Annotated in this window: 31 protein-coding genes; 14 read left to right on the forward strand and 17 right to left on the reverse strand. The window is 43.0% G+C overall.

Annotated elements, in window-relative coordinates; all coding sequences use genetic code 11:
* Positions 1-9: 9 nt before the first annotated feature.
* From AC2D6U_RS05240 to AC2D6U_RS05280, 9 genes are all read left to right on the forward strand, one after another.
* On the forward strand, positions 10-708 hold the full coding sequence (locus AC2D6U_RS05240; protein ID WP_484719898.1) for a hypothetical protein: 699 nt from the start codon (positions 10-12) through the stop codon (positions 706-708).
* Positions 709-767: 59 nt separating this feature from the next.
* Positions 768-2,630 carry a glycoside hydrolase family 13 protein gene (locus AC2D6U_RS05245; protein ID WP_484719899.1) on the forward strand — a complete coding sequence of 621 codons (1,863 nt, stop codon included), beginning with the start codon at positions 768-770 and terminating at the stop codon, positions 2,628-2,630.
* Positions 2,631-2,856: 226 nt separating this feature from the next.
* Complete coding sequence (locus AC2D6U_RS05250; protein ID WP_484719900.1) at positions 2,857-3,600, forward strand: bacteriorhodopsin; 744 nt, start codon at positions 2,857-2,859, stop codon at positions 3,598-3,600.
* A 56-nt stretch (positions 3,601-3,656) separates the two neighbouring features.
* Entirely contained in the window at positions 3,657-4,781 is a 1,125-nt protein-coding gene (locus AC2D6U_RS05255) for a lycopene cyclase family protein (RefSeq protein WP_484719901.1), read from the forward strand.
* Complete coding sequence (locus AC2D6U_RS05260) at positions 4,745-5,683, forward strand: Brp/Blh family beta-carotene 15,15'-dioxygenase (RefSeq protein WP_484719902.1); 939 nt, start codon at positions 4,745-4,747, stop codon at positions 5,681-5,683. The genes AC2D6U_RS05255 and AC2D6U_RS05260 overlap by 37 nt, the downstream gene beginning before the upstream one ends.
* A 60-nt stretch (positions 5,684-5,743) precedes the next feature.
* Positions 5,744-6,079 (forward strand): RNA polymerase sigma factor, encoded by a 336-nt coding sequence (locus AC2D6U_RS05265; RefSeq protein ID WP_484719903.1) that lies wholly within the window; start codon positions 5,744-5,746, stop codon positions 6,077-6,079.
* Positions 6,076-6,231, forward strand: a complete 156-nt coding sequence (locus AC2D6U_RS05270; RefSeq protein ID WP_484719904.1) for a sigma factor-like helix-turn-helix DNA-binding protein — start codon at positions 6,076-6,078, stop codon at positions 6,229-6,231. The genes AC2D6U_RS05265 and AC2D6U_RS05270 overlap by 4 nt, the downstream gene beginning before the upstream one ends.
* 56 nt (positions 6,232-6,287) lie before the next feature.
* Positions 6,288-6,500, forward strand: a complete 213-nt coding sequence (locus tag AC2D6U_RS05275) for a hypothetical protein (RefSeq protein ID WP_484719905.1) — start codon at positions 6,288-6,290, stop codon at positions 6,498-6,500.
* 9 nt (positions 6,501-6,509) lie between these two features.
* The gene (locus AC2D6U_RS05280) at positions 6,510-7,220 is read left to right on the forward strand and encodes a FecR family protein (RefSeq protein ID WP_484719906.1); all 711 of its coding nucleotides are present in this window, start codon (positions 6,510-6,512) and stop codon (positions 7,218-7,220) included.
* A gap of 823 nt (positions 7,221-8,043) precedes the next feature.
* Here AC2D6U_RS05280 and AC2D6U_RS05285 read toward each other — a convergent pair.
* From AC2D6U_RS05285 to AC2D6U_RS05295, 3 genes are all read right to left on the reverse strand, one after another.
* Positions 8,044-9,153, reverse strand: a complete 1,110-nt coding sequence (locus AC2D6U_RS05285) for a GAF domain-containing protein (protein ID WP_484720581.1) — start codon at positions 9,151-9,153, stop codon at positions 8,044-8,046.
* Positions 9,150-9,959 carry a PAS domain-containing protein gene (locus tag AC2D6U_RS05290; protein WP_484719907.1) on the reverse strand — a complete coding sequence of 270 codons (810 nt, stop codon included), beginning with the start codon at positions 9,957-9,959 and terminating at the stop codon, positions 9,150-9,152. The genes AC2D6U_RS05285 and AC2D6U_RS05290 overlap by 4 nt, the downstream gene beginning before the upstream one ends.
* 224 nt (positions 9,960-10,183) lie before the next feature.
* Positions 10,184-10,663 (reverse strand): DUF456 domain-containing protein, encoded by a 480-nt coding sequence (locus tag AC2D6U_RS05295; protein ID WP_484719908.1) that lies wholly within the window; start codon positions 10,661-10,663, stop codon positions 10,184-10,186.
* A gap of 18 nt (positions 10,664-10,681) precedes the next feature.
* Here AC2D6U_RS05295 and AC2D6U_RS05300 point away from each other — a divergent pair, with 18 nt between their 5' ends.
* Positions 10,682-11,197, forward strand: coding sequence for a hypothetical protein (locus AC2D6U_RS05300; RefSeq protein WP_484719909.1), 516 nt, complete (start codon positions 10,682-10,684; stop codon positions 11,195-11,197).
* Here AC2D6U_RS05300 and msrA read toward each other — a convergent pair.
* The 7 genes from msrA to AC2D6U_RS05335 all read right to left on the reverse strand — a co-directional run bounded on the left by msrA (position 11,192) and on the right by AC2D6U_RS05335 (position 15,700).
* A complete protein-coding gene (gene msrA, locus AC2D6U_RS05305) occupies positions 11,192-11,809 on the reverse strand; it encodes a peptide-methionine (S)-S-oxide reductase MsrA (RefSeq protein ID WP_484719910.1) in 618 nt (205 codons plus the stop codon). The genes AC2D6U_RS05300 and msrA overlap by 6 nt on opposite strands.
* A gap of 49 nt (positions 11,810-11,858) precedes the next feature.
* The gene (locus AC2D6U_RS05310; RefSeq protein ID WP_484719911.1) at positions 11,859-12,332 is read right to left on the reverse strand and encodes a pyrophosphohydrolase domain-containing protein; all 474 of its coding nucleotides are present in this window, start codon (positions 12,330-12,332) and stop codon (positions 11,859-11,861) included.
* A 68-nt stretch (positions 12,333-12,400) separates the two neighbouring features.
* Complete coding sequence (gene msrB, locus AC2D6U_RS05315; protein WP_484719912.1) at positions 12,401-12,958, reverse strand: peptide-methionine (R)-S-oxide reductase MsrB; 558 nt, start codon at positions 12,956-12,958, stop codon at positions 12,401-12,403.
* A gap of 59 nt (positions 12,959-13,017) precedes the next feature.
* Entirely contained in the window at positions 13,018-13,392 is a 375-nt protein-coding gene (locus AC2D6U_RS05320) for a hypothetical protein (RefSeq protein WP_484719913.1), read from the reverse strand.
* Positions 13,393-13,430: 38 nt separating this feature from the next.
* A complete protein-coding gene (locus tag AC2D6U_RS05325) occupies positions 13,431-13,712 on the reverse strand; it encodes a hypothetical protein (RefSeq protein WP_484719914.1) in 282 nt (93 codons plus the stop codon).
* Positions 13,713-14,059: 347 nt separating this feature from the next.
* Positions 14,060-14,242, reverse strand: a complete 183-nt coding sequence (locus AC2D6U_RS05330) for a hypothetical protein (RefSeq protein ID WP_484719915.1) — start codon at positions 14,240-14,242, stop codon at positions 14,060-14,062.
* Between the two features lie 123 nt (positions 14,243-14,365).
* Positions 14,366-15,700, reverse strand: a complete 1,335-nt coding sequence (locus tag AC2D6U_RS05335) for an exonuclease domain-containing protein (protein ID WP_484719916.1) — start codon at positions 15,698-15,700, stop codon at positions 14,366-14,368.
* Between the two features lie 38 nt (positions 15,701-15,738).
* On the opposite strand from AC2D6U_RS05335, the gene AC2D6U_RS05340 reads away from it, so the two are divergent.
* A complete protein-coding gene (locus tag AC2D6U_RS05340) occupies positions 15,739-16,563 on the forward strand; it encodes a restriction endonuclease (RefSeq protein WP_484719917.1) in 825 nt (274 codons plus the stop codon).
* Here AC2D6U_RS05340 and AC2D6U_RS05345 read toward each other — a convergent pair.
* The 4 genes from AC2D6U_RS05345 to AC2D6U_RS05360 all read right to left on the reverse strand — a co-directional run bounded on the left by AC2D6U_RS05345 (position 16,539) and on the right by AC2D6U_RS05360 (position 22,368).
* Entirely contained in the window at positions 16,539-18,272 is a 1,734-nt protein-coding gene (locus tag AC2D6U_RS05345; protein ID WP_484719918.1) for a sodium:solute symporter family protein, read from the reverse strand. The genes AC2D6U_RS05340 and AC2D6U_RS05345 overlap by 25 nt on opposite strands.
* Positions 18,273-18,390: 118 nt before the next feature.
* On the reverse strand, positions 18,391-20,901 hold the full coding sequence (locus AC2D6U_RS05350) for a PIG-L family deacetylase (RefSeq protein WP_484719919.1): 2,511 nt from the start codon (positions 20,899-20,901) through the stop codon (positions 18,391-18,393).
* A 117-nt stretch (positions 20,902-21,018) separates the two neighbouring features.
* Entirely contained in the window at positions 21,019-21,516 is a 498-nt protein-coding gene (tpx, locus tag AC2D6U_RS05355) for a thiol peroxidase (protein ID WP_484719920.1), read from the reverse strand.
* A 120-nt stretch (positions 21,517-21,636) separates the two neighbouring features.
* The gene (locus AC2D6U_RS05360; RefSeq protein WP_484719921.1) at positions 21,637-22,368 is read right to left on the reverse strand and encodes a YebC/PmpR family DNA-binding transcriptional regulator; all 732 of its coding nucleotides are present in this window, start codon (positions 22,366-22,368) and stop codon (positions 21,637-21,639) included.
* A gap of 146 nt (positions 22,369-22,514) precedes the next feature.
* Between AC2D6U_RS05360 and AC2D6U_RS05365 the strand changes: the two genes are divergently transcribed.
* From AC2D6U_RS05365 to AC2D6U_RS05375, 3 genes are read left to right on the forward strand one after another with little or no spacing between them, the layout of a single operon-like run.
* Complete coding sequence (locus tag AC2D6U_RS05365; protein WP_484719922.1) at positions 22,515-23,495, forward strand: leucine-rich repeat domain-containing protein; 981 nt, start codon at positions 22,515-22,517, stop codon at positions 23,493-23,495.
* A gap of 47 nt (positions 23,496-23,542) precedes the next feature.
* Positions 23,543-24,166, forward strand: a complete 624-nt coding sequence (locus AC2D6U_RS05370; RefSeq protein ID WP_484719923.1) for a hypothetical protein — start codon at positions 23,543-23,545, stop codon at positions 24,164-24,166.
* Complete coding sequence (locus AC2D6U_RS05375; protein WP_484719924.1) at positions 24,163-24,645, forward strand: hypothetical protein; 483 nt, start codon at positions 24,163-24,165, stop codon at positions 24,643-24,645. Before AC2D6U_RS05370 ends, AC2D6U_RS05375 begins: the two co-directional genes overlap by 4 nt.
* A 9-nt stretch (positions 24,646-24,654) precedes the next feature.
* Here AC2D6U_RS05375 and AC2D6U_RS05380 read toward each other — a convergent pair whose 3' ends face one another.
* The 3 genes from AC2D6U_RS05380 to AC2D6U_RS05390 form a co-directional block, all read right to left on the reverse strand.
* On the reverse strand, positions 24,655-25,335 hold the full coding sequence (locus tag AC2D6U_RS05380) for a GOLPH3/VPS74 family protein (RefSeq protein WP_484719925.1): 681 nt from the start codon (positions 25,333-25,335) through the stop codon (positions 24,655-24,657).
* A 107-nt stretch (positions 25,336-25,442) separates the two neighbouring features.
* Complete coding sequence (locus AC2D6U_RS05385) at positions 25,443-25,826, reverse strand: rhodanese-like domain-containing protein (RefSeq protein ID WP_484719926.1); 384 nt, start codon at positions 25,824-25,826, stop codon at positions 25,443-25,445.
* A complete protein-coding gene (locus tag AC2D6U_RS05390; protein WP_484719927.1) occupies positions 25,827-26,531 on the reverse strand; it encodes a gluconate 2-dehydrogenase subunit 3 family protein in 705 nt (234 codons plus the stop codon). It abuts the gene before it with no gap.
* Positions 26,532-26,533: the final 2 nt, after the last annotated feature.

The raw sequence follows: 26,533 nt of genomic DNA on the forward strand, positions 1-26,533 counted from the left end.
TTCAGGAACATGTGGCCAGAGACCCTGATCGCTGTTGGTGTTGGCGTGGTGTTAGCCTATCAATACCTTGCCAATGCGTTCGAACAAAATGACAGCTTAGCGTTCTATTACTATTGGAGAGCCCTAGAGGTAGTGATCATTTGGGTGTTGATAACACAATCCACCTCATTATTCATGAGGAACACAACCATCATGAACAGGATGTCTCGAGACATTCCGATTGACCTGATCAATCTTGATGAGCTGATGCCATTGACAAAAGCAGGCATTACGAGCACCTTAGCATTTATCGGTGCTTACTCCTTTTTATTCATCAATGGAGTGAACATTACCGATCTAGATAACCCTGCATTAATTGTGCTCGTACCCTCCATAATCGTCCTTCTTGCACGCCCACTCAAAGGGGTAAGAAAGCGAGTGGTCGATGCCAAAAAACAAGAGATCGCCTTGATTGATCGGGCAATCGACGGCGACATGCAAGCTCTCGAATCAAGTCGATTGCAGAAGAACCTGGACAATCTTAATGCAATTGACCTCATCAATTACAAAAAGCTGATCGAGAATACGAGGGAAATACCACTGAATATCCCAACAGCTTCTCGTTTCATCTTTTATCTAGTGATCCCTTTTTTAACTTGGGTGGCTGCGTCCGTCGTTGACAAAGTCATCGACCATTTGCTTTCTTCAGCTGCATTTGAGTTATTTTAGTCAATACAATTTTTCGATACCCCGTATATTTGGATAGTTTTTCGATTTAATTTTATCTCATGATCTCTCGTTTTACACGCTCTCTATTGACCTTATTCGTCACGTTTATTTCAGTGCAAAGCCTTGCACAAAGAAACATCAAAGTAGAACCGCCTCATTGGTATGCCCATATGCCTGTCACCCAATTACAATTGATGCTGTATGGAGAAGACTTGGGTGAATATCGAGCAGAAATCGCAATTGAAGGAATTAAGATCACCAAACAAGTGGTTGGGGACTCAAAGAACTACCTCTTCGTCTATTTGGACATTAGCCCGGATGTTGAGCCAGGACTCTTGAATTTTACACTGAGTAAGGGAAAGACAACCCGTAATGTTTCTTACGAATTAAAGGCCCGAAGCCAGGAAAAGAACAGGAATCAAGGTTTTGATAGCTCAGATGTCATCTATCTACTCATGCCCGATCGTTTTGCTAATGGAGATCCGACGAACGATACGGTCGAAGGTATGCGAGAAGCTGCTCGACGAGATGACCCAAGTGGCAGACACGGTGGCGACTTACAGGGCGTTTTAGATCATTTGGATTATATCAAAGAGTTGGGCATGACTTCGGTTTGGCTTACCCCTGTCTTTGAAAACGATCAAACTCCGGAATACAAGGCTTATCATGGTTATGCAGCAACAGACATGTATCGAATCGATCGCAGGTTTGGCTCTAATGAAGAATTTGTCTCGTTTGTAGAGGCTTGCCATGCAAAAGGCTTAAAAGTGATCATGGACATGATCCACAACCATATCGGCGACCAACATTGGTGGATGAAAGATCTTCCCTTCAACAATTGGGTACATGATCAATCGGAATACGGCAACACCACTTATCGAGGAACGGTGGCTTCAGACCCTTATGCCTCACAATACGATTTTGATAAATTGGTCAAAGGCTGGTTCGTGGATGAAATGCCAGACCTTGACCAGCGCAACGAACAGCTGGCCGACTACCTCATCCAAAATACCCTTTGGTGGATCGAGTATTCGGGGATCGATGGCATAAGAATGGATACCTATGTATATCCTTATAAAGAATACATGGCACGCTGGGCAGAAGAAACATTGAATGCCTACCCTTCCTTTAATATAGTGGGTGAATCGTGGGTGGAAACCGTCAGCCACGAGTCTTTTTGGCAAGAGGACAAAGAAGGAGAGAATGATGGCTATGACTCTAAACTCCCTTCTGTGACAGATTTTCAAATTCATTTTGCCATTCGCGATGCATTTAACGAAACGTTTGGCTGGGAAACGGGCTTAATGAAACTCTACTATGCGCTGTCGCAAGATCGCTTGTACTCAGACCCGATGAAAAATGTGATCTTTCTAGATAATCATGACATCTGGAGGATCTTTTCAACCCTAAGCGAAGACCTGGATAACCTAAAGATGGCCTACGCCTATTTAATGACCACGAGAGGGATTCCACAAGTCTATTATGGTACTGAGCTTGCCTTTGCGGCAGGACCCTCCGCTTGGGGTGATGGTGCCAAACGAGCTGAAATGCCAGGTGGCTGGCCGGGTGATGACCGTTCTGTCTTTACTCAGAATGGAAGAACGACACAAGAAGAGGCCATGCACCACTTTGTATCGAAAGTAACGAACTGGCGAAAAACAAGCGAAGCGGTGACCAAAGGAAAGCTCTTGCATTTTCTACCGACCGATAATGTCTATGTTTATTTCCGCTATACCACAACGGATCGAGTGATGGTCATCATGAACATGAATGATGCCCCTGTCACCATTTCAAGAGACAAGCACATTGAGATGCTAAGAGGATACTCTTCTGCACTTTCTGTTGTTGATGATGAGCTTGTTGACATCAGTAAAGACTTCGAAGTTAGACCAAAAACAACAAGGATATTAGAGTTTAAGTAGAAGCCAAATGTTTTAAATTCATTGATATACCTAGCATGTTCTTTGTTTTATTCAATTAAACTACTAATACGAGTATGTTTTTATTCTGAAATCCCGGCAACTAACGCAATAATCAATTTGTTTTGAAAAGGATACTAAAATTTTATTTATTTAATTTTTTTAACTATTTCTTAAACACTTAGAGAAATCATAGGGTTAAGCACCTGTTTAACAAACCATTAACCTTATGACAATTTTAGCTATTGATGCGGTTAACCTTGATAAGATTATCAACGCTGACCCAATTGCAATCACATTCTTCATCGGCTATATGGCCATGTTCGCTTCAGCGGTCTTCTTCTTTATGGAAAGAAGCCAGGTGGAAGGCAAGTGGAAAGCTTCCCTTCTTGTATCAGGTCTCATTACAGGTATTGCAGCAGTGCATTACTATTATATGAGAGATTTCTATTTGGCAACAGGTGAATCACCAACAGCATTTAGGTATGTTGATTGGACTTTGACGGTTCCATTGATGTGTGTTGAGTTCTACTTACTCACCAAGCCTTTCGGTGCAAAAGGAAGCACATTGACCAAATTGATCCTTGCTTCGTTGGTCATGCTAGTCACTGGTTTTATTGGTGAGACTTCTGGAATCGAGAATAATGTGATGTGGGGAATCATCTCTACTCTTGGTTATCTCTACATTGTGTATGAAGTGTTCTTCGGTGACGTAGCCAAATTGGCTAAAGGAGCAAATAGTGAGGCCTTGAATAGAGCCATGTTCCTATTGAAGATCTTTATCACTTTAGGATGGTCGATCTATCCAATTGGTTACATGGTACTTCCTGGCAACTTGCTTTCAGGCATGTTCGAAGTAAGTAGCATTGACCTCTTCTACAACTTGGCAGATGCCATCAACAAAATCGGTTTTGGATTAGTGATCTACTCTGTAGCCGTAAAAGAAACAGCGAAAGCCAAATTAGCCGCTTAAACGTTTCAATAGTACAATGAGAGCCCCTTCCAGGGCTCTCATTTTTATCTCTTTTTATGACCTACGATTATATTTTTACTGGGGCAGGTTGTGCCGGACTATCGTTAGTCTATCGTATGTCGCAGGACAAATTCTTCGACGACAAATCCATCTTGTTGATTGATTCAGCACCTAAAAATCAAAACGATAGAACATGGTGTTTTTGGTCAACACAAGAAATGGACTTCCCTAGTATTCCCCATCGAAATTGGTCAAGCTTACAATTCAAGAGCACTACTGCTGAGCAAACATCAAGCATTACCCCCTATCGCTACCACCATCTAAAAGCAATTGATTTCTATCTAGCCATCAAAAAAGAAATCTGCAGAAAGGAAAATATCACCTGGTGCCAAGACGAAATTGTAGCCATGGATACTGATGAGCAATACGCTTATGTCAAAACAAAGTCCTTTGTTTATAAGGCTGCGATCGTATTCAACAGCATCATGACATTGACGAAGGAGCGGTTTGAGCCGGCGCAACTCTTTCAGCATTTTTTTGGGTATACCATCAAAACGAAAAAGGAAACGTTCGACAAGGAGCACGTAACCTTAATGGATTTCACCCTCTCATCAAACCAAGAAAATGTTCAATTTGGTTACATTATTCCTTTCAGCCCTCATGAAGCCCTAGTGGAATTCACGGAGTTTTCGGATCGCACATTGTCGAATGAAGCGTATCGTGCAGAACTCATACACTACCTGGAGCAAAAAGGCATCACGGACTATGAGATCATTGAGGAAGAATGGGGCCGCATTCCCATGGTGGTCAACGACTGGCATCGGCAACAGCAGAAAATGGTCAATATTGGCACTGCTGGAGGAATGACCAAACCAACCACAGGGTACACCTTTCGCAATATACAGCGCGACAGTGAACGCCTAATAGAAGACTTAAAGAAAGGAATCTTACAACCTAGGGCCCGGTCAAGGGCTCGTTTTAGCTTTTATGACCGCCTGCTTCTCGGCATTATCCAAGACGAGCCTCGCGTGGTGCATAAAATCATGAGTCGTTTATTTGCAAAAAATAAAATGACACACATTCTGAAGTTTCTCGATGAAGAGACCAATATGCTTGAAGAGATTCGTATATTTTTTTCTATTCCATGGGCTCCATTCTTACGACAATTGACGAAAAGGTAAGGTTCTTCTATCCGAAAACCCGTGCGATCATCATGCTGGTCGCGCTAACCTTGGCGATCATACCTCTACCGCCGCTTTTGCTCCAAATAGTATCGTTTGCGCTGATCCTCAGTATCGGACTAATGCATGGCGCTACTGATCACATTTTATACATGAACGCCAAGGGCCTTAAGACCTCCCAGCCCATCCCTTTGAGGTTCTTTAGTAAATACCTACTCACCCTTGCGTTGATGGCCTTGGTCTGGTGGCTATCACCGGGTATTGCCTTGGGCTTGTTTTTGTTGACTTCCGCCTATCACTTCGGTCAAACGCAATGGCAATACTTGGCCTTGAGTGAAAAGTCACTATTGAAAAAAAGCATCTATTGCTTATGGGGATCATTGATTCTTTGCCTACTGGTGATCCTCAACGCCGCGGAGTCCAACCTCTTGATCAATTCGGCACTGGATAGCACCTTGGATGTATCGCACTTCCATTGGCTCATTTATACCGCTGCATTCCTTTTCTCGCTTAGCCTTGTGCTCAGTTTTAAGTACATATCCATGGTGACGTTAAGCTTTGAGCTCATTGAGATCCTAGTCATTCTCATGGTGGCTATTTATGGTGATCTGTTGCTCTCATTTGCTTTATTCTTCGGTCTTTGGCACTCTTTGCGTGCTTCCCAAGTGCAAATTGACAAACTCAAAGAGGACCAAGAATTCAATTGGAAGTCCTTTTTCTTGGGCAGCCTACCCTTTACTTTGATCAGTTTATTCGGTATTGCCTTGCTCCTTTGGGTCTCGGTCGAACTCAATCAACGCATAGAACCCGCAATGCTTTTCCTGATTGCCATCTCTGTCCTGACCATGCCGCACATGGTGATCTATGAAGAATTCTATCAAGAACATGATAGCAATAGTTGATACTTATTGCTGATCAGCAGAATTCTTAACATCTTCAATGCATGAGTCAACAAGGCACTTGTGAAGAGCTGGTGTTCAACGAACTTTTTCGAAAGATCGCCCCCCCTTTTGCGAAACTTTCTTTTTGCCAAATACAAGCAGGAAGAACGCGCGAATGACATGGTTCAAGAGGCTTTCTTTACGTTATGGAAGAACTGCAGCAAGGTGCTTCCGGAAATGGCCAAAGCCTATGTTTTTCGAGTTGCAGAAAACCAAATGCTTAAGTCACTTGACAAGGACAAAACCCAAGCCAAACACATTCCCTTTATTCATCGTGACCGGCAAAATGAGAACCCTGAGTTTCAACTAGAATTTCCGAATTCGACAAACGGGTTCAAGCTGCAATCAGTGACTTGACCGAAGGCCAGCGTGAGGTATTTTTACTCAATCGGATCGAGAAAAAGACCTACGCAGAAATAGCTGTTTTACTCGAGATAAGTCAAAAAGCTGTTGAAAAAAGGATGCACAAGGCTTTGGTCGCCTTAAGAGAGAAAATTGGGAATATTTAGTTTTTAGGAGTAGGGTAAAATAGGAGAAAACGTATTAAAAGCTACAATTCGTATCCATGAGCAATGAAAACTTCGATAAAGAGCAGCTATTGGCCCAATGGGTGGCCAAAGAGATAAGTGATGAAAAGGTCGTCGAAGCCATTGGTGAAGAAGAATTTCAAGTGTATCAGGAATTGATCAAGGCTACTGACAAGCTGGATTTCCCGCCGTACCCTGTAGATGCTGAGCTCGATAAGCTGAATCAACGGATACAAGGTGCTGCACCATAGCAAAAGCAGGTGAATTTCCCTTTGATCCGCTATGCTGCTGCCGCGTTGGTATTGATCGGCATTACACTCACTTATTACCTCCTTACTCCTAATTATACCGTCCACCGCACGGGTTTTGGAGAAACCCAATCGCTCGATCTACCCGATGGATCTAAAGTGATCTTAGCCGCTAATTCAGAAATAAAGTATATCGATGATGCGTTTGACCAATCAGAAAGAGCGGTTCAACTTACAGGTCAGGCCTTTTTTGACGTTAAAAAAGGCACTGGATTCGAAGTGATCACCTCTGAAGGAACAGTCCGTGTATTGGGTACCACATTCGACGTGAGTCAGCGAGAAGCGTTCTTACAAGTGATCTGCTATACGGGAAGCGTTGGCGTACAAAACGCAACTATTAACCAACTTTTGGCGCCACAAGATGCTTTGCGGCTAATTGAAGGAAAACTCGATTTAAATTGGAAAACTGAAGGATCAGAACCGACTTGGCTCAACGGAATCACAGAAATAAATGAAGCCAATTTGGCCATTGCCATCGAAGCGTTGAGAAATATATACGGCATTGAAATCATTTCATCAATGGACCTCACAACTGTTCCTTTTGATGGTGCTTTTCCTCATAATAACCTCGATATTGCATTACAAAGCGTTTTAGGAACTGAAAACATCTCATATACATACGAAAAGAACAAAGCAATTCTTCGCATTAAGGCTAAACCTTAGTGCGGTATTCGCATTACTCTTTCTCTGTTTTTTCAACGTCGATCTCAACGCGCAAGAAAAAACACTCAAGACTGTTTTGAATCAACTCGAAGCTGAACGGGCCATCTATTTCTCTTACAACCCAACCGATATCAAAGGCATTAGCCTTCGTCTGACTGAAAATAACTTCTCCAACCTGTTGGATGAACTGGCCGATCAGCTAAGAGCCAACGGACTACTCCTCAATAAGGTAGATGAGCGCTTCTATGTCGTCAAAAAAGAAAGTAGCCGGTTCGTCAAATTCGTTATACGAGATGGAGAAACGAATGAACTACTCCCCTATGCGATGCTCCGCCTGGAGCAAACGGATTTAGGAAAGGTCGCTGATCTGAACGGAGAATTGAACATCATTGTGGATCGTCCATCTACCGCCATCTTAAACATCACTTTTTTAGGTTTTGAAGACCAACGAATCGCCGTCGATAGTTTAGCGGACTTATCAGTACATGAAGTTTTTATGCAACCGGTGACAACAGCACTTACTCAAATCGAAGTGAAAGAGTACTTAAACGTTGGCATTGCCTCTGATCCGATTGCCAGTAGCTTTAAGATCTTCCCGCATAGCATGGAAATTATCCCTGGACTCTCAGAGCGTGACGTGTTGCTCTCGGCACAAATGATCGCTGGTTTTGCAAGCAACGACGAATCGGCCGCAGGGATCAACCTAAGAGGAAGCGCTCGTGACAATACCTTATTGTATTGGAATAACATCCCTATATACCACACCGCCCACTATTTTGGACATATTTCAAGTTTCATTCCCTCTTCAATTGGAGAAATGAATTTATACAAGAATTACATACCGGTGAAATATGGTGGAGCGGCGGCCGGCATTATCGATCACACCAATTACCTGACCATCAGCTACGATCGGGGCACTGATTTCACTCAAGCGATGCTGATCATCGACCACATAACGACTATCCTTTGTGGTATCCGGGATGATCAGAGATTGCCCTTTCTGCGCCACATGACCTACAATACCATGGCCCAACGGTATGCTGATGGGATCCTTTATTTTTCGATCCTTGGCCTGTTTCGGTCCATAAGCAGCCAATTGTTCGAGGCATCCCTTTTCTTCGTTCAACAGGTAAATCACACAGTCTTCGAAACCAAAGCTGTCGATCACGTTTTCAGCGATTTCCCAAGCGATGCTCTCAATAGATTCATTGTCCAATAACTTGGTGACAAAATCATTAATTGCCGTCAGGTACTCTTCCTTTTGCTGAGGTTGTAAGTTTTGGCTTTGAAGTTTCTCTTGATCCTCTTTTAAGCGCTGAAGCGTTTCTTTTTGTGTGATAACAAAACCGATCCATTTGGAAAGCAACTCGACGAATTCCAGGTCATAGAGGTCAAACTCATTATCGCGCGGTTTGGCTTTTGAAAAGTTAATAGTTCCTCTGAGTTCGTCATTGACGTAATACGCTGCACCAATATAGGTCTCTAAACCAAAGGCTTTGTAGCACTTGTGATCGGCAAATTCTGATGCACTCCATTCGCGAATGGCCAAACGTCCATCATTATTCACTGTGAGATCACAATACGTGTCGGCCAGTTTATATTCGTCTCCTCTATTGAACCCCTCCATGTCCTCTGCCAAATAATAATCCAGCAGCTTATAGGTGCCCTTATCGATCTCACTTAAAATGGCAATGAGCAATTCCAAGTAATTCGCGGCGATCTTTAAGCCTTCTTTGATCTGATCGTCATAAGAGAGACTTCTGTTGGATGAGATCTCATTGATCGACTCTGCGCCTAATTTGTAGCGGTCGAGCTTCGCCTTGGTAGCAAAAAGCTCCTGTTCACTAAGCTTACGCTCAGTGATGTCGACATGAATTCCAATTGACCCCGTAATCTCTCCATGCAAATCGAACTTTGGTGCTCCACTGATCAGTGCCCAACGCTTTTGACCTGATTTTGTGCGTAGGCTGAAGGAATCCCTTTTTGACGCTTTACATGTTCATCATTGATCACACGCTTTTGATGTTCGTCGAGAAACAGACTTTCCGCATTCTCGCATAACAGTTCTCCACGGCTATAGCCTGTCAGCTGAAGCATGGAATCATTAACGAAAACAATGTTTCCGTTCAAATCAACCTCCATTAAACCAAATTGGAGGTTTTGTATAATGCTCCGGTATTTCTCCTCTGAAACTTCCAACGCTGAGTGCATCTCATATCTTGAGGTGATATCCCGAGCAATGGCCATGGTTCCGAACACGCCATGCGCTGACTCCAGCAGCTGAACATTCTGCCCTACCCATATTTCCGCTCCATTTTTTAAGCTCAGCGGCAGCTCCATGTAGGTCGTCTTCTTCGTCTCAGTAAATTGATCTCGGTAAAATTCACGAGCCCTATCTCTCCAATCTTCTCGGATCAAATCCAAGTATTTCATACCCAAGGGTTCTTCCCTTTTAAACCCTGTGACACTGACCGCCTTTGGGTTGACATAGGTGAACTCCCCGTTCATATTGGTTTCATAGATGAAATCATCCGCCGCTTCAACAAGCAGCTTGTACTTATCAATATCCTTCATTAAGGTGCCCTTGCTTTCTTGTAAAAACTCAATATGAAAAGATTCATTGGAAGCATCAAACACCACCGATAAATTCCAGTCATTAAGCGCAACGTGAAGGGCAACGGGCGATGTGGAAATGGCCGGTTGGATCATATCCAATAGTTCTTGATGTGGTCGCCGCAAGGGATACAATTCAAACCTCTCGATCAGGGACGTAGGAATAAAAAACCTCTTTTTGAGTACCTGGTGCTTGTCCAATAAAACGTAGGGCCGTCGTTGCATCTGCTGAATTGTGCCAATTTGCACCAACAATAGATGAAAGACCCTAGCTTTTCGATGAATGAACTGATTTCGTCGATGAGTGAAAAATGAGCTTCAGCATAGTAAGAAAGAGGGATCCCTTAACGTCACAGCAGATTTGAGATAAAGAGCCAGGCCATCCAGCCCGAGGCGATCAACTTAAGCAATGTTCCGACCAAAAACCCGATAAATGATCCAAATGCCGACCGTAATGCACTTTTGTTGTCGACATTGCCATTGCTCATTTCTCCTAAAAAAGCGCCAACAAAAGGGCCAATGATGATTCCTAAAGGTGGAAAAAACAGTAAGCCGACTAATAGACCTATGGTACTCCCCCAAACACCTCGTTTGGTTCCGCCGAATTTTTTCGTTCCGTAGATAGGGACCACATAATCCAAAGCCGTTACCACTACAGTAATGAATGCCCAGGTCCAAAGCGTATTTGCGCTGAATGGCTCACTTTCTGTCCACTGAAGCAATAACAAAGCAAAAAAGCTAATCGGAGGTCCGGGCAAAATGGGTAAAAAGCAACCTAAAATACCGGCTATGACAAAAATTGAACCTAAAACTATGAGAACTATATCCATTTCTTCACAAATTTAACCGTGGATATTCGTTTTGAACTACAAAAAGAACACGCTAAGGAAAATACGGAGAATATTGTACGATATGTGCAATCGAGTGATGAAAGGTTAGCTGAACTGATGGAAATCTTTCTGCACGAACGTTGGGAATTAGTGCAAAGAGCGGCCTGGGTGGTCGGTAAATTAGGCGAACAAAAAGGGCTGCTTGACAACTACTTACCCCAAATGATCAGCAAGCTGCACGAACCGAATATTCACGATGCGGTAAAAAGAAATACGGTCAGAACATGGCAGTTAATGGAAATTCCTGAGCATTACATAGGCGAGGTAGCCGATATCTGTTTCAATTATTTAGAAAAGAAACAAGAACCCGTAGCAGTTAAAGTCTTCTCCATGGTTGTTTTAGAGAAAGTCGTTCGACGAGTGCCAGAATTGAAAGACGAGCTCAAATTCCTCATTGAAGAACAAATGCCCTATGGCACCCCTGGATTTGTTAGTCGTGGAAGAAAAGTATTGGCTGGTATTGCCAATTTATAATTGCTCGCCCCTATATTTTGCTTTGATCAGTTGAGGAAAGTACTGATTCAACTTTCTTACTTTATCTCGCGCTACATTGATGATGTAAGGGTTCCCGGGGTTCAACTCGTAGTAGTCCTGATGATAATCTTCCGCCATCCAAAACTTGGTGAATTCAACTACTTCAGTAACGATCTTTCCGTCAAACTTTTTGTCATTGTACTTCTTAATGGCCTTTTCAATAGCCTCCTTTTGTCTTGTATCATGATAATAGGCTGCAGAGCGATACTGGGTACCCACATCATTTCCTTGCCTGTTCAATTGAGTAGGATCATGGGCTGCTGTAAAGAAGATGTCTAAAATGGTCTCAAAGGACAAAATAGAAGGATCAAAAACAATTTGAATCGCTTCTGCGTGAGTCGTTCGTCCATAACTCACTTCTCTGTAGGTTGGATTTTCCTCTTCACCACCCGTATAGCCGGAGTATACATCAATTACTCCTTCAACTCGTTCATAAACAGCTTCTGTACACCAAAAGCAACCGCCTGCAAGGGTCGCTACTGCGGTTTTATCTTGAGCAATTAGCCCTGAACTGACACAAAGACTTAGTAAAAAGAGGTATAAATTTCTCATGAATGATCGTTTGCCTAGCAAACGGCTTTCAACAGGAAAAAGTTTAGACTTAGGTGCCTGCAAGTATCGATTTAAGGTCTGCCGGAGAATAATTAACAGACTTTAAGGTTTTGTTATCCCCTTTTCGATAAACCAAAAAGTGACCATCAGATTCCTCAATGTAGCTTTCTGTGCCATCTTTGGCCAGGTAATGCTGTTGCGTTGCTTCCGCCTCTTCACGGCTTGCACAGGTTTTACTCATATTAGAGCGCTGTACTTCGTCAAAAAGTGCTTTGAATTTTTCTCCTAAACCAAATTCTAAGATAGCTCCTGAAAGTACATACTGGATATCACATAAGGCATCCGCAATTTCAACCAAGTCCTTGTCTGCGATGGCTTCCTCTAACTCCTTTAGTTCCTCGGCTATCAACGACACCCTCAACTTGCAACGCTCGTCAGAAGGGATTTCAGGAGACGATAAAATAGGATGTTTGAACGTTTTGTGAAATTCAGCTACGCTATTAAGGGCTTTGGGTTCTTGCATAATGATCGAAATAAAAAAGGCCTGAGTTACTCAGGCCAATGTTAAGGACATTAATGTTTTTCTGGAAATTAGTTGTCGTCTTTTTTAAACTTAGGCGGCTCCTCTCCTTCCGGAACAAAAATCAAGGCGGCAGAATTGATACAATATCTTTTGCCTGTTGGATCTGGTCCATCATCAAATACATGTCCTAGGTGGGATCCACTCTTGCTATCTACTACTTCCCATCGCACCATGCCGAAAGACGTGTCTTTGACTAGTTTCACAGACCCTTCGATCGGTGCATAAAAACTAGGCCAGCCCGAGTAGGAGTTATATTTCGTCTCACTTGAAAAGACGGGCTGCAGTGTTGCTGCGGAATAGTAAGTACCTTTTTCATACACCTTGTTGTATTCACCAGTACCGGCTCTTTCGGTACCCTGTTCTCTTAAAATATAAAATTGTTCAGCGGTAAGGCGCTTTTTCCATTGCTCTTCCGTCAACACAATTTCATATTCCTCTTTTTGCTTATTCTTATTGTCTTGGATATTGTCCTGTGCAAAATTCGGCTGTGCCTTACTGTGAAGAGCGAGAATACTCGTTATGAGAATTACCGCTAATCCTGCCACTAAAAGAATCTTTCCCTTCATGTCATTATCTTTTTGTTGAGAACTTCTAGTACGTTGAAAAGTTTGAAGAAGACGTGATTTTAGCTGAAATGCCTGCTCAATTCACCATTTTTAACAGTCACATCCTCCTTGGCTGTGACTGTTGGCCATTTGTATTGGCTAAAGTGCATGGTTGGGAGCTGTGTTTTTTTCCAAGGCATTAAGATGTTCTTTGCCTTTGTACTCAAGCTATCGGAAGCCAAAAGCTTCTTGAAAATAACTTGCTTGGCATCTACATACAATTTAACAAGAACGCCTGATGGCTGCAGTACTTCTTTCAACACATTGTAAAGACTTTCTTGCTCTTGATTAGACAAAAGATCGACTTCTTCCAAATCCACAAACGTATCTACCGTTGAAGGAGCCAGCGCTACTGAAGTTCGGTCGGTCAGTACCTGAATGACATCATCACCCAATTCTTTACCAACAGACTGTAAGCGACTAAAATTATGATCTAGGTGGATGTGGTGTTGGTAATCGAGGATGAATTCAGCACATCATCACCAGAAACCGCATTTGCTGTCACCAAAATCTCACCCTTTTTCGATACACAAGCGACCACCTCGTCGCGGAGGCTCTTGTCTAAGCTCGGAACACAGGCTACTTGTTCTTCACGCGGGTTTTCTAAACCGTAGCTTTCATAAAAAAGCTGATCTTCTGCTGGAATATTCTTATGATAAGGATTAGCAACTCTGCTTCTGGAAACAATTGCTGTCTCTTTCTTGAGCAACAACATTCCTTCGTGTACTTGGTAGATGTAAAGGTAATTGGCACTTGAAAATGCCTGCGTGATTTTCCCTTTGACTTGAGCCCCTTGATGATAAAAAAGCTCCCCTTTTCCAATTTAAACGTTGATTACCTCTAATTCCTTCTCAGAAAGAGGTATGAGCTCCTTTTGGGTGAAAGGGCAATTTAACACGTGCTTAGGTAAAAGTTGTAATTCCATAATCAATGCGATACTTACTTTACGGATACCTACGTGAATACCCTACCGGTTAGATCACAAAAATTTCTAGAAACAAAAAAAACCGAAAATAATGTCAATTGCCATTTTTCGGTTCATTAATTCATCTTACTCTCCCATCAATCGATGGTAATCTTCTTATGCCCGGCCATTAATGCACTCACATACATCAATTCCGAACTTACTTCATTAAGTGTTGTGGCATAATTACGTAATCTCTCAGTGGTTTTAGCTGAACGTTCTTGGAACTTCTCAGCACCATACTTCAAGATTTTTCCTCCAATTTCTTTTGTTCTTTTCATGGTATTTGCTCTGCGCTATTAAACACTCACACGAAGCATTCATTCCAGATAGCGTCTTCTTTTACTAGTGGATAAGTTAACTAATTAATAGACAACATAACAATACTATTACCTAGGGATTCCTCAATTTATTTCCAGAATATCCCTCTTTTCTCTGAACTGCTGTATGATTCTTTGGGCATCTGGATCATCTGGAAAATTTCGAATTCGCTCTTTGACCGCTGAAAGCTGATCAAGTTGCTCTTCTTGGCCAATAAAACAAAAACCTTGATAGGCACCCTTTTCAACCAGCACAAGGCTGTATTCCTCCGGATCCCTTCCCTGCCCTTTCAACAGAAAGGTGTCCGCAGCGCGACTAAGACTTAGGAGTGCTTTGTGGAAACGCTCTTGGATATCCTCGTTTTGTTCAGGACTAAAGGTGTAGCCGAAATATTTCATCGCCTCGGCTGGCAAACTGCATAGGCTGGGGTCAAGCTCGTATTCCTTTACTAGTGCGATCAATGCATTACGCGCTCGATCGAATGAGGTGAAACTCTTGAGCGGCTGAAGTCCTTTTTGTGCCTTCCCTACCGAAAAGCGGTGATTCCCCCGCCCATCCTGGTAATGAAAAATGCCATACTTACGTGTCGGGTATTTTTGTGCTTTGTTGAAAGGAGGAAATAGGCGTTTGATCTCGTAGGCTTCAAATAAGAAAGCGATCATTTCATCTCCACAGAGCTCATAGCTGATGTCATGAATCTGATCCTTCAAGCCCTGCTTGTAGATCACATCGGAGCTAGAAAAATGGCTCCTTATCCGTTTTTTGATATCATTTGCCTTACCCACATACAGCACCTTTCCTCGTTGGTCATGAAAATAATATACACCGGTTGTACTGGGTAATCGATCGAAATGCTCTTTCGGTAAATTGGGTGGAAGGTCTGCCTCTTTTGAATTCCTCTTCAAAAAAGCCTCAAAATGTCCTTGATCATTGGCCAGGAGCTTATCCAATAAGATCGCAGTTGCTCGAGCATCGCCCATGGCTCGATGCCTCGCCTGATTCTCTATGCCAAAATGCTCGCATAACCTGCCCAAACTATAAGAGGCCAAACCAGGGAAGATCTTCCGACTCAAACGAACGGTACAAAGCTTTTGATGCGCAAAAGATGCACCTAGCTCTTGAAACTCCTTTTTAAGGAATGAGTAATCAAAATTGACGTTGTGCGCAACAAAGATATTTCCCTCCAGCATCAAATGAATCTCTTTGGCCACTTCAAAGAACTTGGGCGCATCGGCCACCATGTGATTGGAGATGCCGGTTAAGGTGGTGATTCCTCCCGGAATGCCTTGCTCAGGATTGATCAGTGTTTGGTATTCATCCACAACACGCTGTCCATCGTGGATCAAGATGGCCACTTCTGTGATCTTGCCATAATTTGCTGAACTTCCGGTGGTTTCAATATCTACTATTGCGTACACAACTTGAAATTAGCTAAGTCTTCGTATTTTGACTACGCATGGAAGAGAAATGGGTAAAAAAATCGAATGGCGATCGGGTAGTCTTCGAAGCAGATAAGCTACGAAAGAGTTTGTTTCGTTCAGGAGCGAATGAGGAATTGATCCAACACATCATTCAAGAAGTAATGCTTGGAACGGAACTGGTCACCACAACGAAAAAGATCTATAACCAAGCCTATGCCATTCTTAGAAAATCATCTGTAAAGCTGGCTGGAAAGTACCGATTGAAAAATGCCATTCTACAACTTGGACCCTCTGGCTATCCCCTAGAGCATTACATCGGACACCTCCTTGCCTATCAAGGCTTTGAACGAAAGGTAGGGATCATGATGCAAGGCAAATGCCTAGAGCATGAGGTCGATGTTTATGCTGAGAACACAGAACAGCGTCTGATTGTCGAATGTAAGCATCATAGCCAGCCGGGGTACAAATCCGATGTCAAGGTGGTCATGTACGTTCATTCTCGCTACAACGACATCCTCAATGGGCAAATGGAAGACAGCGGCCATCGTTATCGCTGTGTCGTTGCCACAAACACGAGATTTACGACCGATGCGATCACTTATGCCAATTGCTACGACATCACGTTGATCAGTTGGGATTACCCACACCGAGGAAGCCTTAGAGAACGTATCGAAATATCTGCATTATACCCGATTACCTGTCTCCAGTCGCTCACCAAAAACGAAAAGCAAAAACTGCTGAATGCAGAAACGGTGCTCTGTAAGCAATTGATGGAAGAATCTTTTCGACTGAATTTGATCGATCAACGAAAACACCATAAGATCCTCAAAGATTGTCAGGAATTGCTATCGGGTGATTGACTCTTATTCACGAATCCATTCAATAAAAAACTGATTAGGATCACCATAATACAGCCAAAGGCGTTGTACCAAAGAAAACCCATGGTAAAAGGACCTGCTGTTCCTTGTGTATTGAGGTAATGCACAAAGATCACGATCGCCTGACTTAAAATGGCCGCCGGAAAAACTGCATTGCTTTTGATCGATCGGAAGAAGAAAGCGACCAAGAAAATGCCCAATATAATAGGGTAAAACAACGAACCGATCAGGTTTACTGCCTGAATCAAGTTCTCGAAAAGGCTGAGTGTAGAGGCAAAAATAATCGCAATTACGCCCCACATTAGCGTGAATACCTTAGAATACTTTAGGTAATGCTGATCCGTACCGCCGGGGTTAATCCTTCTTTTATAAAAATCGATCAAGGTGGTAGAACCGAGCGCATTGAGTTCTGAAGAAGTGGAGGACATCGCGGCGCTAAAGATCACGGCAAACAATAAGCCTATGATCCCTACAGGCATCGTACTCATGACAAAATTCATGAAGATATAATCCTTATCGTTCGTTTCCCGATCAGGCAACGCCTCATTGATCAACGTCTTGGCACTTTCTCTGATGTTGTCTGCATCAGCTTGTAGGGCATTTAAATTCTGCTGTGCAGACCGAACTTCCTCCTCGTTCCCAGAGCGAACGGCATCATTCAATTCATCAACCAAGGTCCTTTTTTCCGCAAACACATCTTGGTATTCCTCTTCCAGTAGTCGAAAGTCGGTTCCATATTCTTGGTCAGCAGAGATCTCTTGTCGGATGGTTTCATTAAAAAAGATTGGCGGCTGATTGTATTGATAATAAACAAAGACCAAGGCCCCTATGAGTAAAATGATGAACTGCATAGGAACTTTCAATAAACCGTTCATCATCAAGCCCAGGCGGCTTTCTGACAATGATCTTCCCGAAAGATAGCGTTGGACTTGCGATTGATCTGTACCAAAATAAGACAGAAACAAGAACACCGCCCCAGTAATACCGGACCAAAAATTATAGCGATCATTCAAGTCAAACTCAAAATTGACCACATTGAGCTTACCCATCTTTCCTGCAACGTGCAAGGCGTCCGTCATCCCTACTCCTTCAGGCAAGGCTTTGATCACCAAAATACCGGCGACGACCATACCGCCCATCATTACAGCCATCTGCTGCTTCTGGGTTTGCGTAACGGCTTCGGTACCCCCACTGACTGTGTAAATGATCACTAGCACCCCTATCACGATGATGGTGATCTGTAATGACCAACCCAATAATGTCGAGAGAATAATGGCAGGTGCATAGATCGTTATACCGGCAGCCAAACCTCGTTGAATTAAGAAGATAAATGCCGCTAACATCCTTGTTTTCAGATCAAAACGGCTTTCTAAGAACTCATATGCTGTATATACCTTGGCCTTGTAATAAAGCGGCAAAAAGAAGACCGAAATAATGATCATGGCAATGGGCAGACCAAAATAGAACTGGATGAAACGCATGCCATCCGTGTAAGCTTGCCCCGGTGTCGACAAAAAGGTGATCGCACTGGCTTGAGTCGCCATAATAGACAAGCCAATTGCCCACCACTTGGTTTTTTCATTTCCCTTTAGGTAACTCTCCATACTTTGAGCACCTCGAGACTTGTAAACGCCATAACTGACAATTAGCACAAGGGTACCAAAAAGTACGATCCAGTCGATTGAACTCATGAGAACGTGTTGGTGAAAATGTAAAAAAGTAAAATTAAAACAGCCAATACAGAAATTATAAGCACATAAGTAGCCTTCCAACTCTTACCAAAAAGGGGCTTATCTGGTCTTTCCCCGCTCATTCCTTATTCTCTTTATCAAGGTGATATTCTGGAATCTCATTGCCGAGAGAAATCATATTGGCGAAGATGCGAAAAGCCCCCGGAACACCTGCTGGCAATTCCCTAAACCAAGAATAACCAGTATACACAAAATACCCTTTTCCATATTCTGCCACTAGCAATCCACCATTTCGAGAAGGTTCACCAGGGTCGTTCGCTGCTAAAATTGGGATATACCTTTCGTCCCATTCATTGGGGAAATATAAACCTCTTTCCTGAACCCAACCTTCAAAATCCTTTGCTTTGATCTTATTTGGACCATCAATTACAGGATGATCAGGGGCCAAAATGGTAACCTCTGCCTCTTCTTTTGTTATCCTATCGCGTGAAATAGAAAATGGATAGGGTCCTATAGCCGGTTGGCCACGCATGGAAGTGTTGTACTGTACAATAACGGTTCCACCAGCTTCCACATAGTTCATTAATTCGGGTTGAATCAATGGCATACGATCAATGGTATTGAAAGCTCTAATGCCAAGGATCACAGCGTCGTATCCTTTGATACTTTCGGCTGACAGGTTGTTGGGATCCAACATGTCCACTTTGTAGCCTATCTGTTCAAGACTCTCAGGGATCGCATCACCAGAACCCATCAAGTACCCAACATATTGTCCCTTCTTTTTAAGTTCTACTTTAACCACTTTCGCCTGACTTTTTGGGAAAATGGTCTGAAAAGGAATGTGCTGATAATCGATTTCCTTTAGCCCAGACTGAAAACGCTGCTCATCATAAAATACTGTGGCCGTAGCGTATCCTTCAGAGGATTCAGCCGGAGGCATTACTTGAAAAGCAGCCCTGAACTCCCCTCCCTTTTTCTCTATGCTAAAGGATTGCCTTTCTGGATATGTCTTCCAGTTGGCGGGAACATCAAGGGTTAATTCTCCAGAGACATCATCCTTTCCAGCGATTACGGTCACGTTGATCTCTTTCGGTTCTGTCTCAGGAAAAACCAATACCGACTCTTGAATATTGGCCAATACGGGAGGTGTAATTACGAAGGGCCTATAATATTCACCAATGACCCGATCATTGCGTTTGAATACAATTGGCGTTTCATAAGAATAAGAAACTCCTTCTATGGTTAAATTAAAACGCCCCACATAGGCCGGTTTATTTTGAGGTAACCCTCTAAGGGCCTGCTCATCCACGCGATACATGCCGAGCGACGCCTCCTCTTCCAACCAATACGGCTGAGAGACCGGGCGGTCTACCGTGAAGGATAGCTGTGCTCGGAAGCCTTGGTTATTAGCAAGCTGTTGTTGTGTCGACAGCTTCGTTGCTGTACCAATTAATTCAAAGCCGCTTAAGGTCACCGATGCGTTGGATCGATTGATGGCTTCAAGACTTAAGGTCACGTTGTCGCCCTGAGTGGCAGTAGGTGTGTCTGCTACTACTTCTAAATACAGACCCAAAACAGACTTTATGATAAGATCTATTTCCTTGAGCTTTACTTCTTTCCAATACGTGTCGTTAATTTCAGTGATCAACTGCCTGGCACGCATCAAGTCTTTGATGCTATTGGCAGGATTTTCCATAACATAATTCTCATTGACCTTGTGAAGTAGCTGACCGATCTCTTTTCCACCCTCTACGCGTTCCCAGCTTGTATTGACATTAGCGAATACATCGCCCGTAGGCATCTCTCCTTTCCAGTAGACCAGGTATTCATTCAACTCTCCCCTTCTTCCCGTACTTCCAAAGCCCTGCGACTTATGCTGAGAACGGCTCAATGCTGATATTTCGTCGTAGGACTTCCCCAGTAATGCATTGTAGGTTCCCAGCGGCACTGAAAAATAGCCAGGTTCACCGTCAAATTCATTAGTATTCGTTCCTCTGAAATTGTAGGTATTCCAGTAAAGTCCTTTGGGTTGCCAGAGATCCACCGTTTCCAATTGTTCGGGAAAGGCCTTGGGATCTGCTGCAAGCTCGAACGCACGCTGCGCCAAGATGGCTGATGCCGTATGATGGCCATGCATACCGTCTGAACGCGCGGTATCGAAACGGGTGATAATAATGTCCGGTTTGAACCTACGGATGTTGTAAACCGCATCAGCCAAAACTTCTTCTCTTTCCCAAATCTCAAATGTTTCGTCAGGATTTTTCGAGTAGCCAAAGTCATTAGCTCGGGTAAAGAACTGCTCTCCGCCATCCATTCTTCTTGCGGCGAGCAATTCCTGTGTCCTGATGATGCCCAAATACTCTCTGATCTCTGTTCCGATCAAGTTTTGTCCCCCATCTCCTCGGGTCATGGCCAGGTATGCCGTGCGCATATTGCGCTCATTGGCCATATAGGCGATCATCCGAGTATTTTCATCGTCAGGATGCGCTGCCCAATACATCACAGCACCCAATACCTCAAGTTTATTGAGGGCTTGTTTGATTTCTGCAGCATTGAGTTTTTTCGGAGCCTGAGCGGCAAGAGGTGTGAAAAGAATAATAGCGAGAAAGACTGTAACAACTTTTTTCATAGGGTTCGTTCGTTCGCTTTTAAACGCCGACGAAGTTAACAAGTTGCGCTGATGCCGACAGTCGAATTTCTGTGAGTGGTAAAAGAAAAGGCCCCAGTCTTGGGGCCTTAATAACTATTAAAGGGCAGCAAGCGCCGCTTCATAATCCGGCTCTTGTCCAATTTCAGGAACCAATTCGGTGTAAATCACCTTGCCCTCAGTATCTAGGACGATGACCGCACGGGCATCTAATCCGGCAAATGCGCCATCAGTGATCAATACACCATTTTCTTGTGCAAATTCAGGAATTCTAAAGTCAGTGGTTACTGCGACGTTTTCGATACCTTCCGCTCCACAAAACCTTGCCAATGCAAAAGGTAGGTCTTTCGATACACACACAACGGTGGTGTTATCCAATGCCGCCGCTTTTTGATTGAACGTCCTTACAGAAGTCGCACAAACGCCTGTATCCACACTAGGGAAAATGTTTAAAACCACTTTTTGCCCTTTGAGTGATGACAGGTCTAAAGGAGACATGTCATGCTTTGTGAATTGATAATTGCTAAGCGAGCTACCAACGGATGGCAAGTCGCCTGATGTATTTGTCGGGGTTCCCCCTAATGTGATTTGAGCCATAATTGATTATTGTTTTGATTTACTTAACAAGTGAAAAAAGCAATGGGTTATGATAAAGCGCAACTATTTTGGTTTTTCATGGGTCGACCCACAATTCAAACCAAAGGGCGCGAGTTGTTTTTAGGCGATATTCGTGTAAACGGCCTGCACATCATCGTCTTCCTCAAGCTTGTCGAGCATCTTTTCAATTTCCTCCAATTGCTCATCTGAAAATTCAACTGGGGTGGTAGGATATCGTTTCAATGCGGCGTTCTTCACTTCAATGTTCATGCCTTCCAAAGCAGTCTGTAAGGAACCAAAATTGGTGTAGTCGCCGTAGACGAAAACTTTTAATTCCTCTTCCTCATCCCCCACATTTACTTCTTCAATTTCTTCCAGCCCTGCATCGATCAATTCCAGCTCCAGTTCTTCCAAATCCATCTCTTCGGGTTTGATGAATTCAAAAACCGCTTTACGGCTAAACATGAATTCTAAAGAGCCATTAGGCACTAAGCCACCTCCGGCTTTATTGAAATAGGATTTTACATTGGCCACGGTTCGATTCTGATTATCTGTTGCGCATTCAACAAAAACCAGTACGCCATGTGGTCCTTTTCCTTCATAATTGATCTCTACATAGGCCTCAACATCTTTGCTACTTGCCCGCTTAATGGCATTCTCGATGTTGTCTTTTGGCATGTTTTCGGCCTTCGCATTTTGAATTGCCGTCCGCAGTGAGGCATTCATGTCCGGATCTGCTCCGCCTTCTTTAGCCGCCATGGTGATGGCTTTGGCCAATTTTGGAAATATTCGGGACATCTTGTCCCAGCGCTTCATCTTAGCAGCTTTGCGGTATTCAAATGCTCTTCCCATATCGTGATTATTTGCTTGGCAAAAATATAAAAGTGCTGATAAGTTTAGTGCGCACGAGTTGATCATTTTTTGAATGAATTTTATAATCCTGTGATTTCGTACCCCTTGCTTGAGTTGCTCTCCGCCATTCTTTTAACTTCGCGAGTATGAGTAGATCTTTTATGCGAATTGTGACAACGACCTTAGTTTTGGCATGGTGTTTCCAGATCAATGCCCAACCAGACATCACCTACAATTCTCTAGAGCAAGCGCTAGCTCAACCTGAAGCGGTGTATGGGCTAGACCTTAGTAATCAAGGTATCCAAGCGCTACCTAGCGAATTAGCACAGTTCATCAACCTGGAACGACTGAATATTGCCAATAATCAGATAGCATCCCTACCCGCCGATATCGGTCAATTAAAGAATTTGGTTGAAGTCAATGCATCAAACAATCTACTCGTCACCTTACCCTCATCCATGGGTCAATTGCATAAACTCCAGCACCTGGACTTAAGAGTGAACAAAATCAAAACCCTGCCTGAAGAGATTGGCAACCTCAAAAGTCTGAAATCATTGACAGTTGGGAATAACGAATTGCGTAATTTCCCGGAAGCGCTCACTCAACTCAAGCAATTGGAATGGTTATTTGCAGGCAGCAATCAATTGGAATATCTACCCAAAAACTTTTCGACATTAACGAATCTTCAACGACTTTGGCTTGACTACAACCAGATCAAAGTGCTTCCGGAAAACTTTGGTCAGCTGACGAAGCTGTTTGAACTGATGCTTCACCACAACCTGCTAGATAAAATACCAGAAGAGATCACTGAACTGACCCAAATGCAAAAACTGAATGTCAGTGACAACCAACTCAGCACACTGCCTGAAAGGCTCGACAAACTCAAAGAGCTTGTCGAGCTTAAAGCCTCTTCAAACCAGATCATCGCATTGCCTTCCGCCATAGGCTCACTACAAAGACTTGAAACACTAGAACTTGGTAAAAACCAATTGAAAGAGCTCCCAAAGACGATCAATGACCTTTTTGGGCTTAGAAATCTCACTTTGTCACAAAATCCACTCGATCCTAAAGTGATTGAGCAAGTGCGCGATAGTTTACCGGGATGTTACGTCTACTTTATCAATTGATTTGCCTATTGCTAAAGCTATAATTTCATGCAACATTGTTGCGTTATATGATCGTGATTCAAAAGTTTTACATCAGCTTCTTCCTTCTTCTCTGCACATTGAGTCTATCGGCACAAGAAAAAGGCCGATTTAAAGGAAGCGTAGAGTTTGGCCCTCTTTTAGGACCAAATCTTGGCTTTCAGATCAGTTTTGAACCCAAATACAATATTTCGGATAGAAGTAATATTGGTCTAAGAATAGAGCTACCCGGTTTATTTGGTCGAGATGTCAATCTGAATGACAATACACTCGGCTATGATGACGAGACTGACAATATTCAAGGCATCTTCTTACCCCTTACCTACGAATACTATTTAGGAAAGCGAGGCAAAAGCTTTCAACCCTATGTGGGTGTTGGTCTAGGCTACTTTAGAATGAATGGCACTGTGGAGGTTTTTGCTCCCGGAGATATTGAAAACGCAATCTCAAGCTCATCAAAAGGTACAATTGGCGCTTTAGCCAAGCTGGGTTTTGAATGGGGTAAGTTCCGATATGGCTTTGCTTTCACTTATGTACCTGATACTGATCTGGTCACTGATCTCGATGAAACCATCGGTCAAGTGCGCGATTACTATGTGCATTTTAATATCGGTCTCACACTTTTTGGAGGAAAATGGAAAAACCAAGAATGAAAAAATTTACATCAGTCCTATTATTTGTATTGTTGACGCAAACAGCAATTGCGCAAACGTCAGATAAAAAAGTTGAGCTCAGTGTAACAACAGGATATGTAACAGGGCTTGAAAGGGATTTTTTCGAGCCTGCAAGAGGCTTTCATCTCGGCGCCAATATGTACAAGGCAAATGTAAATAGGCTTAGTTGGGATACACAAGTTTCGATGAATTTCACTTCCAATTACGAGACTGCTGCAGCGATCAATATATTGGGTGGTGGGCGAATTTATTTCAATGGAAGAGATAAGCGAAATAGATACTTTTTTAATGCACTTGTAGGTCCGTCATTGTACATGGCCTCAGGAGACGATTATATCGAAAGATCAATGCAAATCGGTTATTCTGGAGGGTTCTATGGAAAAACAAAGCGCCTCCTTTTTGGTGTCGGTATTGAAAGACAGGAAGTAATCGCCTTCAAATTAGGCTATACCTTCTAGCAAGAAATGTTAGTTGTTGGTCACAGTGGTAACTACAACGGCACTCGTGATGGCGATCATGATCGCTGCTTGAATTTCACGGATAGAGGCGTTGATCACTTGTGAGATCTTCATGTCGGAGGTCAACACCTCGATCTGCTTTTTGATCTCTTTGTGGTTGTCTTGTTCCCTGAAGGCCTCTTTCGTTAAATTCGACACATTGATCAAACTTAAAAGCATCAAATCTTCTGCCTGAGGTCTCTTATGCTGTAACACCACGTCATTTAACCGCTCGCGAACCTTGGTCTCGGGTAACATATTATGCGTTGGGTATTTATCGTTGGAGAAGATCCACAAGAACTTGTCTTCTCTCTTTTCTAAAACGCCCTTATTGATCAATCGCTGAAGGGTATCGTTCTTAAATTGGGAGGCCTTTTTGGCGAGCTTCCCAATGAGACCTCTGGTCTTCATTTGCCCTTCTTCAGTCAAGTATAAAATGGCTTTATTCAAGGCGATCTCCTTTTCTGTTGACTTATCCTTCAGAAGAATTTTATCACCGTACACCTCAATTTTGCCTCTGACGGCCAGTTCGAGCATAATGGCCCCTGCAAATCCGTAGTGCAAATGAATGGAATCATTGATGAATTTCCCCTTTTCATCATCAAGGGCAATCAACAAGTACTTTTCTAAGAGATTGAGTTCTAAATCCATGACCTTTTCTTTCGGTTTAATATAACCTGTATAAAAATGAGGCTTTTTTATTGGGACTTCAAATGCAACTCAAAAACATTGCGGAGTAAAGCCCGGAAATAATCTTTCTACCATTGAACTGGCTTCTTGGCGTTGATCCAGGCATTAATGCCTCCTTCCAAATGATATACTTCTTTAAACCCTTTTTCTTGAAGCATTTCAAAAACCTGATAGCTCCGTTGACCCACTTCACAATAAACCGCGATAGGCTGTTCTTTATTCAGGTTTGATATTCGTTCGTCAAAGTCAGGGGAATACAAATCAATCAACAGTGCATTCTCAAGATGTCTCGATAGAAACTCTTGAGGCGTTCTGACATCAACAAGCTGCAAGCTTATCTCATTGGTCATTAAGTTGCTGAATGCTTCCGGACCTAAGGCCACAGCCTTTTTTTTGTCCTCGCAAGCCACGAAAATGGCCACTACCATAACAAATAGAGAGACTCTTTTCATCTAGCTATACATGATATTTCCATCCTCATCCCACTGCGCCAATTGGCCTCGTTTCGATTGATCAATGCATTTGTCCAACCACTCCTTTTCATAGGAAACAGACTGCTTGGCCAGCACATTTTCAGGTACACCATCCCAAACATTTGGAACATTCCCTTTATAACCCAAATCCTTGATCCCGATTTCCGACGTATAATAGCCGGTTAAGGTCAAGTTTCGCATGCGCGTAAAGAACCTCTCTCCTGCTAAATGCTCAGGCTTCGTTTTGCCTGGAAAGGCGATCTCATCACAGATCTCGTATTGTTGCTCTTCGGTCAGCTTTTTAAATTCTAAATTGAATTTAGCGCGGCTGTGATTATCGATCCAGGCAATGCCACCGCGAATAGGCAGCTGATGGTTAGGCATGTCTTTCACAATGAACTCTATGAATTCTGGTACTTTCGCATCTGTAGCACTGCCAAAATTTGCATTCGCTGGTAAAATGATGTCGCACAGAACCGCAATTGTCTCAAGCTCATGTTCATTTAGAAACACCTCAGCCAATACTTTTCGATCGTGCTCTTTTTCTTGTTCATTTCTGCCATAGCCGGGTAAGCCTTGCTCCTCTTGTGCAAGTGCTTGCTCCTCAGGAGAACAGCCGGTAACTAACAAACCACCGGCTACCGAACCGACCAACATTGATTTTAAGGATTCTCTTCTTTTCATGG

It is taken from the genome of Roseivirga sp. YIW32 (assembly GCF_057219245.1).